General features: G+C 68.3%; 14 protein-coding genes. 9 read left to right on the top strand and 5 right to left on the bottom strand.

Annotated features, from left to right (window positions below; genetic code table 11):
* Nucleotides 1–84: 84 nt before the first annotated feature.
* A complete protein-coding gene (locus AX690_RS21515; protein ID WP_066687434.1) occupies nt 85–867 on the bottom strand; it encodes an SDR family NAD(P)-dependent oxidoreductase in 783 nt (260 codons plus the stop codon).
* A gap of 72 nt (nt 868–939) precedes the next feature.
* Between AX690_RS21515 and AX690_RS21510 the strand changes: the two genes are divergently transcribed.
* Together AX690_RS21510 and AX690_RS21505 are read left to right on the top strand one after the other, a co-directional pair.
* Nucleotides 940–1,350: a YkvA family protein gene (locus tag AX690_RS21510; protein ID WP_066687431.1), complete on the top strand. Its 411-nt coding sequence runs from the start codon at nt 940–942 to the stop codon at nt 1,348–1,350.
* Nucleotides 1,351–1,359: 9 nt separating this feature from the next.
* The gene (locus AX690_RS21505) at nt 1,360–1,815 is read left to right on the top strand and encodes a nuclear transport factor 2 family protein (RefSeq protein WP_066687423.1); all 456 of its coding nucleotides are present in this window, start codon (nt 1,360–1,362) and stop codon (nt 1,813–1,815) included.
* Between the two features lie 6 nt (nt 1,816–1,821).
* On the opposite strand, the gene AX690_RS21500 is transcribed toward AX690_RS21505, so the two are convergent.
* On the bottom strand, nt 1,822–2,283 hold the full coding sequence (locus tag AX690_RS21500; RefSeq protein ID WP_066687414.1) for an SAM-dependent methyltransferase: 462 nt from the start codon (nt 2,281–2,283) through the stop codon (nt 1,822–1,824).
* A 58-nt stretch (nt 2,284–2,341) separates the two neighbouring features.
* Here AX690_RS21500 and AX690_RS21495 point away from each other — a divergent pair, with 58 nt between their 5' ends.
* Together AX690_RS21495 and AX690_RS21490 are read left to right on the top strand one after the other, a co-directional pair.
* Nucleotides 2,342–3,523, top strand: coding sequence for a cyclopropane-fatty-acyl-phospholipid synthase family protein (locus AX690_RS21495; protein ID WP_066687412.1), 1,182 nt, complete (start codon nt 2,342–2,344; stop codon nt 3,521–3,523).
* A 55-nt stretch (nt 3,524–3,578) separates the two neighbouring features.
* The gene (locus AX690_RS21490; RefSeq protein ID WP_066687409.1) at nt 3,579–4,979 is read left to right on the top strand and encodes an amino acid permease; all 1,401 of its coding nucleotides are present in this window, start codon (nt 3,579–3,581) and stop codon (nt 4,977–4,979) included.
* Nucleotide 4,980: 1 nt separating this feature from the next.
* On the opposite strand, the gene glmS is transcribed toward AX690_RS21490, so the two are convergent.
* Nucleotides 4,981–6,801 (bottom strand): glutamine--fructose-6-phosphate transaminase (isomerizing), encoded by a 1,821-nt coding sequence (gene glmS, locus AX690_RS21485; RefSeq protein WP_066687406.1) that lies wholly within the window; start codon nt 6,799–6,801, stop codon nt 4,981–4,983.
* A 217-nt stretch (nt 6,802–7,018) separates the two neighbouring features.
* On the opposite strand from glmS, the gene glmM reads away from it, so the two are divergent.
* A complete protein-coding gene (glmM, locus tag AX690_RS21480) occupies nt 7,019–8,365 on the top strand; it encodes a phosphoglucosamine mutase (RefSeq protein ID WP_066687402.1) in 1,347 nt (448 codons plus the stop codon).
* A gap of 24 nt (nt 8,366–8,389) precedes the next feature.
* Here glmM and AX690_RS21475 read toward each other — a convergent pair whose 3' ends face one another.
* Both AX690_RS21475 and AX690_RS21470 read right to left on the bottom strand, forming a co-directional pair.
* Nucleotides 8,390–11,710 (bottom strand): amidohydrolase family protein, encoded by a 3,321-nt coding sequence (locus tag AX690_RS21475; RefSeq protein WP_066687400.1) that lies wholly within the window; start codon nt 11,708–11,710, stop codon nt 8,390–8,392.
* 107 nt (nt 11,711–11,817) lie between these two features.
* Complete coding sequence (locus tag AX690_RS21470; protein WP_066687395.1) at nt 11,818–12,564, bottom strand: DUF6065 family protein; 747 nt, start codon at nt 12,562–12,564, stop codon at nt 11,818–11,820.
* A gap of 78 nt (nt 12,565–12,642) precedes the next feature.
* Between AX690_RS21470 and AX690_RS21465 the strand changes: the two genes are divergently transcribed.
* The 4 genes from AX690_RS21465 (at nt 12,643) to AX690_RS21450 (ending at nt 15,046) form a co-directional block, all read left to right on the top strand.
* Nucleotides 12,643–13,146, top strand: coding sequence for a prolyl-tRNA synthetase associated domain-containing protein (locus AX690_RS21465; protein ID WP_066687394.1), 504 nt, complete (start codon nt 12,643–12,645; stop codon nt 13,144–13,146).
* Nucleotides 13,147–13,248: 102 nt separating this feature from the next.
* A complete protein-coding gene (locus AX690_RS21460) occupies nt 13,249–14,151 on the top strand; it encodes a co-chaperone YbbN (RefSeq protein ID WP_066687392.1) in 903 nt (300 codons plus the stop codon).
* 22 nt (nt 14,152–14,173) lie between these two features.
* Nucleotides 14,174–14,839, top strand: coding sequence for an LON peptidase substrate-binding domain-containing protein (locus AX690_RS21455; RefSeq protein ID WP_066687390.1), 666 nt, complete (start codon nt 14,174–14,176; stop codon nt 14,837–14,839).
* Between the two features lie 9 nt (nt 14,840–14,848).
* A complete protein-coding gene (locus tag AX690_RS21450; RefSeq protein ID WP_066687387.1) occupies nt 14,849–15,046 on the top strand; it encodes a Trm112 family protein in 198 nt (65 codons plus the stop codon).
* The last annotated feature ends 62 nt before the right edge of the window (nt 15,047–15,108 follow it).

Below are 15,108 nucleotides of genomic sequence, written 5' to 3'. Positions count from 1 at the left end.
GGGGGCTAGTGCGGTTTGCGCCCCGCTCGCCCCCTCCGGCCCCCTGGGCCACCTCCCCCGCTAGCGGGGGAGGAACTGCCTGCCTTACCGCGGCGCCATGCGGATGCCGCCGTCCAGGCGGACGTCCTCGCCGTTGAAGTAGCCGCAGGTGATCATCGTCAGGGCCAGCTGGGCGTACTCTTCCGGGTTGCCCAGGCGCTTGGGGAACGGCACCGAGGCGGCCAGGCCCGCCTTTACCGCTTCCGGCGCGCCATTCATCAGCGGGGTGTTGAAGATGCCCGGCAGGATGGTGTTGACGCGGATGCCCTCGCCCATCAGGTCGCGAGCGATCGGCAGGGTCATGCCGACGACGCCGCCCTTCGAGGCCGAATAGGCGGCCTGGCCCATCTGGCCGTCCTCGGCCGCCACCGACGCCGTGTTGACGATCGCGCCGCGCTCGCCGTCCTGCAGCGGCTCCAGGTCCAGCATGCCCTTGGCCGACTTGGCTATGCAGCGGAACGTGCCGACCAGGTTGATCTGGATGATGCGGTCGAAGGCGTCGAGCGGGAAGTGCTTGGTCTCGCCGGTGGCCTTGTCGCGGCTGGCGGTCTTGGCCGCGTTGCCGGTGCCGGCGCAGTTGACCAGGATGCGCTCCTGGCCGTGGGCGGCGCGGGCCTTTTCGAAGCCGGCGTCGACGTCGGCGTCGCTGGTCACATTGACCTTGCAGAAGACGCCGCCGATCTCCTTGGCGACCTCTTCGCCGCGCGCTTCGTTCATGTCGAAGATGGCGACCTTGACGCCTTGCGCCGCCAGGGCGCGGGCGGTGGCCTCGCCGAGGCCCGAAGCGCCGCCGGTGACGACGGCGGCGACGGTGTTGTCGAGTTTCATGGGCGTTTCCCCTTAGCTTCGCGTTTGATCGGTTCGCGTTTAGGATCGAACTTGGAACAGAGGTTTAGACCGATGAGCGGCGACGCCAAACCGTCCCCCGACGTAAACGTCAACGACGTGCTGGACCCGGCCAAGGCGCTGGTCCCCGCCACCGTGCGCGTCAACGAGGAGCGGGTCGAGCGCGGCTTCCTGCCCAAGATCCGCAAGGTGGCGGCCAAGGTCCCGTTCGCCGCCGACGCCCTGTCGGTCTGGTGGTGCGCCCGCGATCCCGAGACGCCCACGGCGGCCAAAGGCATGATGCTGGCGGCCCTGGCCTATTTCGTCCTGCCCACCGACGCCCTGCCCGACATCCTGCCTGTGATCGGCTTCACCGACGACGCGGCGGTGTTCGCGGCCCTGATGGCGATCCTGGGTCGGACGCTGAAGCCCCGCCACAAGGAAGCCGCCCAGGCTTTCCTGCGCCGCCTTTCCGACGAGGCTTGATCAAAGACCATGCTCGCCCTGCTGATCGCCGCCGCGGTTCAGACCGCCGCGCCCCCGCCCGCCGACGCTGAGGACAAGGCGGTGCTGGCGACCGCCCAGGCGTTCTTCGACGGCTTCGATAAGAGCGACGTCGCGGCCATGCGCGCGACCCTGCTGCCGAACGCCCAGCTGATGTCGCTGACTAGCCGGCCCGGCGGCGAAACCGTCCTGCGCCGCTTCGGCTTCGAGGAGACCTTCGGGACCAAGCCGCCCGTTGGCGCCAAGGAATGGATGTGGTCCCCGGTCATCATCCGGCGCGGCGGACTGGCGACCGTCTCGGCGCCGTACGAGCTGTCGATCAACGGCAAGAGCATCCATTGCGGACTGGACGTCTTCACCCTGGTCAAGACCGACGGCGCCTGGAAGATCGCCAGCATCAGCTGGACCGCCGAACCGGACGCCTGTCCTGAAATCCGGAAGATGTAGGCCGATCTACCAGTACTTCGCCATGATCTCCCGAGCCCAGTCGGGCTCGCGAACCTCTCCACGCGGGGAGAAGCCGCTCATCACCGGCTTGATGTCGAGCACGGGCGTGCCGTCGATGGCGTCCAGCCCCTTCACCTCCAGCGTCAGCCCCTTGACGGTCACGACCTCGCAGACCGTCACGCCGATGCGGTTAGGCCGGTTCTTGCCGCGCTGGGCGAAGATGCCGATGCGCGGCCAAGCCTTATTGCCGCGCGGATGGCGCGCGCCGGTGACGATCTGGTCGTCGGTCACCTTGTCGAAGACATAGACGATCTCGGCGTGGCTGAAGGCGTCGAGGCCCATCAGCGCCTCGTCGTCGAACCGCGCCGGGTCCAGAACGATCCGGGCGCGGCTCTCGCCCCAGTCATCGTCCTCGGGAACGTCGCGGCCGCCCTCGACCCGCCCGATCGGGATCATTTCGATCGTCATGCGCTCTCCTTCGTGTGCGACAGGTTGTCGCGGGGCCAGGACCACTTAAGTTGCTCGGATGATCGAAGCTCTCCTCGCGAAGATGATCAAGACCGGCGACCTGACGGCGCATCTGCCGGGCGGCCGCATCCTCAAGGCGGGGGACGGCTCGGGCCCGCCCGTCGTCATCCGGATCAACAGCCGCGGCCTGCGGCGCCTGGCCAATCCCAGCCTGGGCCTCGGCGAAGGCTACATGGAAGGCGACGTCGTCTTCGAGCAGGGGACGATCTCGGACCTCCTGACCATCGTCGGCGAGAGCGGGGGCCGCAAACCCAAGCGCGGCTCGGCGTTCAGCCGGTTCCGCAAGGCCCTGAAGCGCCGGATCCAGCAGGTCAACGACCGCGTCGCCTCGCGCCGCAACGTCGCCCACCACTACGACCTGTCCAACGATCTCTACCGGCGCTTCCTCGACGCCGACATGCAGTACTCGTGCGCCTATTTCGAGCGTCCGGACATGACGCTGGAGGAGGCGCAAGGAGCCAAGAAGGCGCTGATCGGCCGCAAGCTGCTGATCCAACCGGGCATGAAGACCCTGGACATCGGCTCGGGCTGGGGTGGTCTCTCCATGACGCTCGCCAAGGATTTCGGCGCGCGGATGACCGGGGTGACCCTGTCGACCGAACAGCTGGCGCTGGCGAAGGAACGCGCGGAGAAGGCGGGCCTTTCCGATCGGATCGACTTCCGCCTGACCGACTATCGCGACTTGAACGAACCGTTCGATCGCATCGTCTCGGTCGGCATGCTCGAACACGTCGGGGCCCCGAACTTCCAGACCTATTTCGACACCATCGCCCGCCTGCTCGACGAGAATGGCGTCGCCCTGGTGCATTCGATCGGCAAGATGCACGGGCCCGGCGCGACCAACGCCTTCACCCAGAAGTACATTTTCCCCGGCGGCTATATCCCGGGCCTCTCGGAGATCGTCGCGGCGATCGAGAAGGCCGGGCTTTGGATCACCGACATCGAGATTCTGCGGCTGCACTACGCCGAGACCTGCCGCATCTGGCGCGAGCGGTTCCTGGCCGATCCCGACATCCCCCAGATGTTCGACGAACGGTTCCGACGGATGTGGGAGTTCTATCTGGCGGGCGCGGAGCTGGGCTTCCGGCACGGCGGCCACATGGTCTTCCAGATCCAGCTGGCCAAGAAGCGCGACGCCGTTCCGCTGACGCGGGACTATTTGCTGAAGCCGCGCGGTTGACGGCGAGACAGGCGGCGTTCATAGGCGCCGCCTGATTTTCCGTGAAGGAGCCGCCATGGCCCCGTTCCGCGCGGCCGACCTTCTGCGCCGCAAGCCCGTCGCCCAGGTGGAAGGCGAGCATCCGCCCGAAGCGTTGCACCGCTCGATGGGCCTGTTCCAGCTGACCATGCTGGGCGTCGGCGCCACGATCGGCACCGGCATCTTCGTGGCCCTGACCACCGCCGTGCCGGCCGCCGGTCCCGCCGTGATCGTCTCGTTCGTGCTGGCCGGGATCACCGCCGCCCTGACCGCCCTGTGCTACGCCGAATTGGCCTCGACCATTCCGGTGTCGGGCTCGTCCTATTCCTACGCCTACGCGACGCTGGGCGAGTTCGTGGCTTTCATCGTCGGCGCCTGCCTTCTCTTGGAGTACGCCGTCTCGGCCTCGGCGATCGCCGTGGGGTGGGGCCAGTACCTGAACGAGATGCTGGTCGACCTGGTCGGCTGGCGGCTGCCCGACGTGATCGCCAAGCCGCCGGGGGCGGGCGGCGTGGTCAACCTGCCCGCCGTCGTCCTGGTCGGCGCCTGCATGGTGCTGCTGCTGCGCGGCGTTAAGGAGTCGGCGACGGCCAACGCCGTGCTGGTGGTGCTGAAGCTGCTGGTCCTGCTGTTCTTCGTCGTGATCGCCTTCAGCGGCTTCCACGTCCGCAACCTGACGCCGTTCATGCCGATGGGCGTGGCCGGCGTCGGCGCGGCCGCCTCGTCGATCTTCTTCTCCTACATCGGCATCGACGCGGTCTCGACGGCGGGCGAGGAGGTCAAGGACCCGCGCCGAACCCTGCCGCTGGGCATCGTGCTGTCCCTGCTGATCGTCACGGCCATCTACATCCTGGTCGCCCTGGCCGCCGTCGGCGCCCAGCCCTGGACCGCCTTCAAGGGCCAGGAAGCCGGTCTCGCCGTGATCCTGCGCAACCTGACGGGCCAAGCCTGGACCTCGCTGGTGCTGTGCGTGGGCGCGATCGTCTCGATCTTCTCGATCACGCTCGTCGTCATGTACGGCCAGACGCGGATCCTCTACGCCATGAGCCGCGACGGCCTGCTGCCCAAGGTCTTCCAGCGCCTGCACCCCAGGACCCGCAGCCCGGACCTCAACACCTATATCGTCGCGGCCTTCATCGCCGTGCTGGCGGCGTTCGTGCCGCTCGACGTGCTGGTGAACCTGACCAGCATGGGCACGCTGATCGCCTTCGCCATCGTCTCGCTGGGCGTGATCATCCTGCGCCGGACCCAGCCGGACCTGCCGCGCGGCTACCGCGTGCCGCTCTATCCGCTGCTGCCGATCGCCAGCGTGGCCTTCTGCGGCTACCTGATCATCGGCCTGCCGCTGGACACCTGGGCGCTGTTCGCGGCCTGGGTGGCGGGAGCGTGCGCGGTGTACTTCGGCTATTCGCGCAAGCACTCGCGCCTGAACGGCTAGATCACTCCACCGTCACCGACTTGGCCAGGTTCCGCGGCTGATCGACGTCCGCGCCCTTCACCACGGCGACGTGGTAGGCCAGGAGCTGGATCGGGGCCGACATGACCAGGGTCGAGACCAGCGGGTCCGAGGCCGGGGCCGTGACCACCACCTTGGCCCCCGCCGGCGCGTGCTTCACCCCCTCGGTGTCGGTGATGAAGATGACCTGGCCGCCGCGCGCCATCACCTCGCTCATGTTCGAGGCGGACTTCTCGAAATAGCTGTCGTAGGGCGCCAGGATCACGATTGGCGTCTGGTCGTCGACCAGGGCGATCGGCCCGTGCTTCAGCTCGCCGGCGGCGTAGCCCTCGGCGTGGATGTAGCTGATCTCCTTCAGCTTCAGCGCGCCTTCCAGGGCCAGGGCCGACATCGGACCGCGGCCGAGATAGAGCACGTCGCGGGCCTTGGCGACGTCGGCGGCGATTTCCTTGATGGCGTCTTCCAGGCCGATGGCCTCGGCGATCAGGCGGGGGGCTTCCAGCAGCACCTTCACCAGGCGCTGCTCCTCGGCCGCGTCGATCGTCCCCCGCGCCTTGGCCGCCGCGATCGCCAGGGCGATCATCACGCTGACCTGGGCGGTGAAGGCCTTGGTCGAGGCCACGCCGATCTCGGGACCGCAGTGGATCGGCCAGACCACGTCGACCTCGCGGGCCATCGTGGACTCCTGGGCGTTGACCACCACCGCGCTCTTCATGCCCTTGGCCTTGCAGTAGCGCAGGGCCGCCAGGGTGTCGGCCGTCTCGCCCGACTGCGACATGGCGACGACCAGAGAGCCCGGCCGCAGGGCGGGGGTGCGATAGCGGAACTCCGAGGCGATCTCGACGTCGACCGGCAGATCGGCCAACTGCTCGATCAGGTACTTGCCGACGACGCCGGCGATATAGGACGTGCCGCACGCCACGACCTGGATGCGCTCCAGCTTGGCGAAGTCGATGTCTCCGGGGACCGAGGCGCGCGAGGTCAGGGTGTCGACATAGGCCGCGATCGTGCGCTGGCAACCCTCGGGCTGGTCATGGATCTCTTTCTCCATGAAGTGCCGATAGTTGCCCTTCTCCAGCATCACCGACGAGGTCGGCACCACGCGGACGGGGCGCGTCACCTCCGCGCCCGAGGCGTCGAAGATGCGGCAGCCGTCATGGTCGAGGGCCACGTAGTCGCCCTCCTCCAGATAGATCACCCGGTTGGTGAAGGGGCCGACGGCCAGGGCGTCCGAGCCCAGGAACATCTCGCCCTGGCCCTCGCCGACCACCAGCGGGCTGCCGCGGCGGGCGCCCAGGATCAGGTCCTTCTCGCCCTCGATCAGCACGGCCAGGGCGTAGGCGCCGGTCAGGCGGTCCAGCGTGGCCTTGAAAGCGTCCAGGGGCGCCAGGCCCGTCGCCAGTTGGGCGTCGATCAGCTGGGCGATCACCTCGGTGTCGGTGTCGCTCTCGAAGGCGCGGCTGGCGGCGGCCAGCTCGGCCTTCAGCTCCGCGAAGTTCTCGATGATGCCGTTGTGGACCAGAGTGACCCGGCCCGCTGTGTGCGGGTGGGCGTTCCTGACGTTCGGCGCGCCGTGGGTGGCCCAGCGGGTGTGGCCTATTCCGGTGACGGCGTTCAGCGGCTCTTCGGCCAGCACGGCCTCCAGCGCCTTGATCTTGCCCTGGGCGCGACGGCGCTCGATGTGGTCGCCGACCACGCCGGCGATCCCCGCCGAATCGTAGCCGCGGTACTCCAGGCGCTTGAGGCTCTCGATCAGACGGTCGGCGACCGGTTGCTTGCCGACGATGCCGATAATGCCGCACATGGGCCATGATCCCTTGTAGAACGCGTCACCGGATCGTGCGCGGGCGCTAGCTTTGCGAAGCCGCGTTTAGCACTCGTCCTGGATTGGCTCTGATAAATCTGCATTTCGGATCGTTTCGCGAGCCGAATTTCAGCGAGCCAATCCCTTCTGAATGGCTCAGAATTGGGGCAATGAGCGACCCAACGACTTTACGCTCGCCAAGAGACGACGAAATCACATGAGCAAGCGCGCCTATTTCGGCACCGACGGCATCCGCGGTCAGGCCAACAAGCACCCGATGACGGCCGAGGTCGCTTTGCGGGTGGGCCTGGCGGCCGGCAAGCTGTTCCGCTCGCAGGACGAGCGCCGCCACCTGGTGGTGATCGGCAAGGACACACGCCTGTCGGGCTACATGATCGAGCCGGCTCTCGTCGCGGGCCTGACCAGCGTCGGCCTGGACGTGCGCCTGTTCGGTCCGCTGCCGACGCCGGCCGTCGCCATGATGACCCGCTCGATGCGCGCGGACCTGGGCGTCATGATCTCGGCCAGCCACAACAGCTTCGCCGACAACGGCATCAAGCTGTTCGGTCCCGACGGCTACAAGCTGTCCGACGAGCAGGAGCTGAAGATCGAGGCCCTGATGGACGAGGGCCTGCAGGAGGGTCTGGCCGCTCCGCGCGAACTGGGGCGGGTCAAGCGGATCGACGACGCCCAGGCGCGCTATGTCGAGATCGTCAAGGCGACCTTCCCGCGCCATCGCAACCTCTCGGGCCTGCGCATCGTCATCGATTGCGCCAACGGCGCGGCCTACAGGGTCGCCCCGACCGCCCTTTATGAGCTGGGCGCCGAGGTCATCTCGCTGGGCGTGTCGCCGGACGGCACCAACATCAACGAGGAGTGCGGCTCGACCCATCCCGAGGCCATGGCCAAGATGGTCCGCGAATACCGCGCCGACATCGGCATCGCTCTGGACGGCGACGCCGACCGCCTGGTGATCTGCGACGAGAAGGGCGTGGTCGTCGACGGCGACCAGATCATGGCCATCATCGCCGGCGCCTTCGCCAAGGACGGCGCGCTGAAGGGCGGCGGCGTGGTCGCCACCGTCATGTCGAACCTCGGCCTCGAGCGCCACCTGAACGCCCTCGGGATGTCGCTGGAGCGCACCGCCGTGGGCGACCGCTATGTCATGCAGCGCATGCGCGAGGGCGGCTTCAATGTCGGCGGCGAGCAGTCGGGCCACCTGATCCTGTCGGACTTCTCGACCACGGGCGACGGCCTGATCGCGGCCCTGCAGGTGCTGGCGGTGATGGTCGAGAGCGGCCAGCCGATGAGCGCGCTGAGCCGCCAGTTCGAGCCGGTGCCGCAGCTCCTGGAAAACGTCCGCTTCGCCGGCGGCAAGCCGCTGGAGGCCAAGACCGTCAAGGAAGCCATCGCCGACGGCGAGGCCCAACTGAACGGCTCGGGCCGCATCGTCGTCCGCGCCTCCGGCACCGAGCCCCTGATCCGGATCATGGCCGAGGGCGACGACCCGGCCCTGGTCAAGAAGGTGGTCAAGTCGATCGCCGGCGCGGTGAAGGCGGCCTAGAAGGCCGCCCCCCCCCCCGGCTTCCTACCCGACGTCGTCGGTGTGATCGGCGCCGCCCTGGCCGCCGCTCCAGGTCTCGCCCGAACGCTCCCACCAGTAGGGCTGGCGGACGCGCTTGCCGGTCACCGTCTCGTTCAGGGTCGCCGGATCGTAGAGCCGCCCGCCCAGCATCACGCGGTACAGCTTGTCGCTGTTGCGGATGTCGACGGTGGGATCGGCGTCCAGCACCAGCAGGTCGGCCAGCTTGCCCGCCTCCAGCGAGCCCACGTCCTTAGCGTAGCCCAGCGAGCGGGCCGCGTTGATCGTCCCCGCCGCCAGAGCCTCGACCGGGCTCCAGCCGCCCCGCACGAAGGACCACAGCTCCCAGTGCGCGCCGAGGCCGGCCTGCTGGCCGTGCGCGCCGATGGCCACCTGCACGCCGCGATCGGCCAGCTTCTTGGCCTCGCGCGCGGTGGCGCCGTCGACATAGTCCTCTTCCGGCGCGGCCTGGCGGCGCACGTTGCGGGCCGCCAGCAGGGCCGGCGGCGCGTGCTTCGACAGCAGCGGGTGGGCCCAGACGTCCATGTGCTGGCGCCAGTAGGGGTCGCCCGCGAGGCCGCCATAGGCGACCACCAGGGTTGGGGTGTAGTTGGTCTTGGTCTGCGACCACAGGCTGACGATGTCGTCGTAGAAGCGATCCACTGGCAGGTTGTGCTCGACGGTGGCGTTGCCGTCCTGAACCAGGGTCACGTCCATGGCGTACAGCGACCCGCCCTCGGGCACGACCTCCATGCCCTCCTTCTGGGCCGCGACGACCACCATCTGGCGCTGCTCGCGGCGCGGCTGGTTGTAGTTCTTGACGCTGTGGGCGCCCTGGGCCTTCAGCCGGCGCACATGGGCCAGGGCGTCGTCCAGGCTGTTGATCTCAGCATACACCCCGGCCGCCTTGGCGCCATAGATGACCTCGCCCGTCGAGAAGGTGCGCGGGGCCAGGATCTTGCCCGCGCGCTGCAGCTCGGCGGCGACGAAGATCTCGGCGGCGCGGGACGACGGATCGTGGATCGTGGTCGTCCCCATGGCCAGGTTGGCCATCGACGACCAGTTCTGCTGCGGCACCAGGTCGTCATCGCCCTGCGGTCCGTGGGCGTGGGCGTCGACGAGGCCGGGGATGATGGTCTTGCCCGCGACATCGACCACCTTGGCGTCGGCGGGCACGGGCGTGCCGGCCTTCGGACCGATCGCCACGATGCGGTCGCCCTTGATGACGATCACGCCGTTGTCGATGATCCCGCCGCTCTTGTCGACCATGGTGACGATGCGCGCGCCGGTCAGGGCGACGACGCCGGTCGGCTTGTCGGCGACGGCCTCCATTGACAGCGACAGGCCGGTCTTGACCGGCTTGAACTTGCCCTCGTCCTTGCCCACCCCTTCGGCGGCGGGAGCGTTGGCGTAGAGCGCGTCGGTCTCGGCCGTGAACAGGGTCGGCCCCATGCTCCAGTGGACCTGCTTGCCGTCCTTGGACCAGTTGATGAAGTCGGCGCCCTCGGCGCTGACCCGCGTCACCGGCAGCGGCCCGCCCTTCTGATCGACCGCGACCTCCTGGGTCCCAGGCATCAGCGGCATGACGAAGGCCTCGTAGTTCTGGCGGAACGCCACGTTCCGGCCGTCGGGCGAGACCTGGTAGGCGGTGACCATGTCGCCGCTGGCGTGGACGCGCTTGGCCTGGCCGTTCAGGTCGGTGCTGACCAGCTGGCGCTTGTCCTTCTCGGACATCAGCATGAACACGCGGTCGTTGGCGGCGCCGAACTGCGGATCGGCTCCGCCGCGCGAGATCCGAACCGGGACGCCGCCCGAGGCGGCCACGCGGTACACGCCCGGATCCTGCGACCAGCGGGGCGAGGTCAGGCCGCCGCCGCCCCGGCGCTCGAACACGATGGTCTTGCCATCCGGCGAGAAACGCGGCGCGCCATAGTGGCCCGGCTGGGCGATCACGTCCTTGGCCGCGCCGCCGCTGGCGGCCACCGTGCGCAGACGGCCCAGGCCCGCGTCGGTCCAGCCGACGAAGGCGATCGTGCGACCGTCGCGCGACCACGACGGATAGAGCTCGAACTCGGCCTCGTCGCCCGAGACCAGTCGGCGTGGCTCGCCGCCCGCCGTGGACTTGATCCAGAGCTTGCCGAGGGTTTCGAACACCACCGACTTGCCGTCCGGCGAGACGCTGGCCCAGCGCGGTATCTTGGTGGCGAAGCGATCGGGGGCGACGTCGATCTGCGGGTGGGTCGCGTCGACCACCACGCGAGTGTCGTCGATCTTGAACGGGATCACGGTGGACGCGCCATCGGCCACGTTCACGCGTCGGATCTTGCCGCCGGCCCAGAACACCACGCTGGCGCCGTCGGGCGTCCAGGCCATGTTCGGATAGACGCCGGTGACCGCCCAGGTCTCCTGCACGTCTTGATCGAGAGCGTCATAGACCTTGCGCTCCTCGCCCGAGGTCAGGTCCTTCACATAGAGCTTGGACTTGGTCCGCTCGCGGCGGACGAAGGCGATCTTCTTGCCGTCGGGCGACGGCGTCGGCCGCACCGACCCGCCCAGGCCGGACACGGCGGTCGTCACCTCGCCGGTCTCCAGGTCGTAGCGCTCGATGTCGAACAGGGCGGTGTTGGAGTCCTGGGCGTATTCGAAGATCGGCCCGGGCGTGACGTTGCGGGTATAGAAGACGCTCTTGCCGTCGGCCGCGTAGATCGGCTCGCCCAGCTCCTTCTGCAGCGCCTCGCTGGCGCGCTTGACCAGCTGGACGCCGCCGCCGCCCGAGACGTGGTAGACCCAGACCTCGCCGGTGCCCAGCGAGCGGCCCGTGGTGAAGTGTTTCTTGGCGACGATGAAGCGGCCGTCCGGGCTCCAGCTGGGCTGGTTCAGGAGGCGGAAGTCCTCCTTGGTCACCTGGCGCTTGTCGCTGCCGTCGGCGTTCATCACCCAGATGTTGTCGCCGCCGCCGCGGTCCGAGGTGAAGGCGATGCGCTTGCCGTCCGGCGAGAAGCGCGGCTGCTGGTCATAGGCCAGACCCTCGGCGATCCGCGTCGGCGTCCCGCCGGCGATCGGCATGACATAGATGTCGCCCAGCATGTCGAAGGCGATCAGCTTGCCGTCGCGCGAGACGTCAACGTTCATCCAGGTGCCGTTGTCGACGGCGATGCGCACCTCGCGGGTGGCGACGCCCGGCGGCGCGTTGACGTTCCACTTCTCGGGTTTGTCGGGCTTGGCCGCGCCCGCGACGGCCGGCGTGGTCTGGGTCCCGGCCGTCTGAGCCAAGGCCGATCCCGACATGAGCAACAAGGCGGCCAGCGCCGTCAGCCGACGATCCATTCGATTTCCCCCAGACCCTCAAGGTGCGTTTGGTCGCGACCCTAAGGGGGAAGGCGAACGAAGTCACGGCGGCGCTTGGCGCTCGGGTGGAAGGATCAGGCGGGCGCCTAAACCCCCAGCTTGGGCGACTTCAGGCGGCGCTTGTTGACGTGGTGGCTGGGCGCTTCGGCCTGGATCTCCTCGGGGTACTCGCCCTTGAAGTAGAAGCGCTGCCAGGCCTCCTTGGTGGCTTCGGGGTCGCGCTTGAAGATCAGGTTGTTGAACTCGGTGCGCTTCTCGGCCCAGACGTCGTACTGGCGGCGCAGCTCGGGATTGGAGTTCATCGAGCGGATCACCGGCTGGAACGACTCGATCGCCTTGTCCTGCAGCAACATCAAGAAGCAGAAGGTCTCGCCCTTCTCGAACCGCACCGTGCCGGGGCGGGTGAAGATCCAGTTCATCGTGAAGGGGAACGGCAGCCAGTCGGTTTCAATGACGCCAGCCAGCGGCTGGATGCCGTCCTTGACGTGGTTGGGCGGCCCCATGGCCATCATCGACCAGCCCGGCGGCGTGCGGAACAGATAGCCAGTGTGGAAGGTCACGACCCCCCGCGTGAAGTGTGACTTCACGAAGTCGGTGAAGCCCGGATAGGGGTGGTCGGGCTGGAACTTGATGCACTCCTGGTGCGCGCCGCCGTCCCAGGTCATCGAGAAGCCGACGGGACAGAGGATATCCCAGCCGGTGGTGTTGGCCATGGTCAGCGGCAAACAGCGATAGGGGTGGCGCTCGGCGAACCGGTCCATCCAGGCGCGCTGCGGCCGGCCCGGCACGATCTCCGGCGGACGGTTCTCGGTGGGATAGCACTCCAGTTCCATGCCGGTCCTTTGCTCGGTTTCCTGCCCCTTGTGGATCAGGTCTAGCGGGCAAGACCCGAGGCCGTCTAGTAGAGCCGCATGAAGACCCGCGCCGACCTGTTCGCCTTCTTCGACGCCCACGGGGTCGATCACAAGACCCTCGACCACCCGCCGGTGTTCCGCGTCGAGGAAGGACTGGAGATCAAGGCCGCCCTGCCCGGCGGCCACACCAAGAACCTGTTCCTCAAGGACGCCAAGGGCCAGCTGTGGCTGATCTCGGCCCTGGGCGAGACGAAAATCGACCTGAAGAAGCTGCACCACGTGATCGGCTCGGGTCGGCTGTCGTTCGGTCCCGAGGCGATGATGGTCGAGACCCTGGGCGTGACGCCGGGCTCGGTCACCGCCTTCGGCCTGATCAACGACAGCGACAAGCGCGTGCGCTTCGTGCTGGACAAGGCCCTGGCGGACAGCGACCCGGTCAACTTCCACCCGCTGAAGAACGACGCCACCACCGCCGTCAGCCAGGCGGGCTTCCGCAAGTTCCTGGCCGCTCTCGATATCGAGCCGATGATCGTCGACTTCGAGGCGATGGCCGTCGTCTGATCCGCCCGTCGTCAAGCGATCACATCATTGCGCGCGCGCCCGCCAGGGACCATCTTGGCGGCTGAAGCGTTTCCTGCCCCAATACCGAATGCGAGAGACCCGATGTCCCTGATCGGCGAAAAGCCCCCCGCCTCGGGCAAGAGCGAACACATCAAGGATGGCTCGGACGCCACCTTCATGGCCGACGTCATCGAGGCGTCGAAGACCCAGCCGGTCATCGTCGACTTCTGGGCGACGTGGTGCGGCCCTTGCCGTCAGCTGACTCCCACTCTTGAGAAGGTCGTTGGCGCAGCCAACGGCGCGGTGAAGCTGGTGAAGATCGACGTCGACGCCAATCCGGCCTTCGCCGGCCAGCTGCGCGTGCAGTCGATCCCGACCGTCTACGCCTTCGTCGACGGCCGCCCGGTCGACGCCTTCCAAGGCGCCCTGCCCGAGAGCCAGGTCAAGGCCTTCGTCGAGAAGCTGGCCAAGGCCGGGGGCGGCGAGAGCCCGCTCGACGAGCTGATCGCGCTGGGCAAGGAATCGCTGGAGATCGGCGACATCGGCGGCGCGGCCCAGGCCTTCGCCCAGGCCCTGCAAGTCGACCCGACCAACATCAAGGCCATCGGCGGCATGGCCCGCGCCTATCTGATCGGCGGCGACCTGGAAGGCGCGGCCGAGGTGGTCGCCATGGCCCCCGCCGACGCCAAGGACCCCGACCTCGACGCCGCCCGCGCGGCCCTGGCCCTGGCCCAGGAAGCCCCGTCCGAGACCGCCGCCTTCGAGCAGCGCCTGGCCGCCGATCCCGACGACCACGAGGCCCGTTTCGAGCTGGCCAAGGCCTTGGCCGGCGGCGGCCAGCTGCAGGCGGCCGCCGACCATCTTCTGACCATCATCGCCCGCGACCGTACGTGGAACGACGAGGCGGCCCGCAAGCAGCTGCTGACCGTGTTCGAGGCCGCCGGCCCGACCTCGGAAGTCGCCAAGCAAGGGCGGCGAAAACTGTCTTCGATCCTGTTCAGCTAAGGTTTCAGCCCACGGAGAGTCCATGCCGGCCGTCTACCGAAAGCTTGGCGACCTACCCCTGGTGATCCCGGTCTTTCCCTTGGACGGCGTGCTGCTGCTGCCGGGCGGTCAGCTGCCGCTCAACATCTTCGAGCCGCGCTATCTGAACATGCTGGACGACGCCATGTCCGGCGAGCGGATCATCGGCATGATCCAGACGCGACCGGGCGGCGATCATCAAAGGCCGGCCCTGGCGCCGGTCGGCTGCGCCGGCCGCGTGACCAGCTTCGCCGAGACCAGCGACGGCCGCTACCTGATCACCCTCACGGGCCTTTGCCGCTTCAAGGCCGGCGAGGAGCTGCCCGTGCGCACGCCCTATCGCCAGGTCCGCGCGGACTTTTCGCCCTATGAGCCCGACCTGCGCGAGGACGGGGCGGGCGAGCGCACCGCCGCCGACATCGACCGGCTGCTGGCCGCGCTGCGGCGCTATCTGGACCACCGAGGCCTCGCCATCGACTGGGGCGACGCCGAGAGCGCCCCCTCCGACGCCCTGATCAACAGCCTGGCCATGGCCCTGCCCTTCGACCCGATGGAAAAGCAGGCCCTGCTCGAGGCCGAGACCATCTTCGAGCGCAAGGCGACCCTTACGGCGTTATTGGAGATCGACGCGGCCGGAAGCGACGATGACGAACCGACTTCGATTCAGTAGACAGGCGCCATGACCCAAGCCGCCCCTCCCCCCGTCGATGTCGATCCGCGCCTCTTGGAAGTGCTGGTGTGCCCGGTGACCCGCGGCCCGCTGGAATACGACCGCGCCGCCGGCGAACTGATCAGCCGCTCGGCCAAGCTGGCCTACCCGATCCGTGACGGCGTGCCGATCATGCTGCCGGAAGAGGCGCGGGAGCTGGAGGGGTAGAGCCGGCAAGATGCTCCCCCGCGATGCGGGGGAGCTGTCGCGGAGCGACTGAGGGGGCTAAC

This window comes from Caulobacter sp. CCH9-E1 (assembly GCF_001556515.1).
In the GTDB taxonomy this organism is placed as follows: Bacteria; Pseudomonadota; Alphaproteobacteria; order Caulobacterales; family Caulobacteraceae; genus Caulobacter.
The sequence above is the reverse complement of the archived record's forward strand: the minus strand, read 5'-3'. Positions and strand labels throughout refer to the sequence as shown.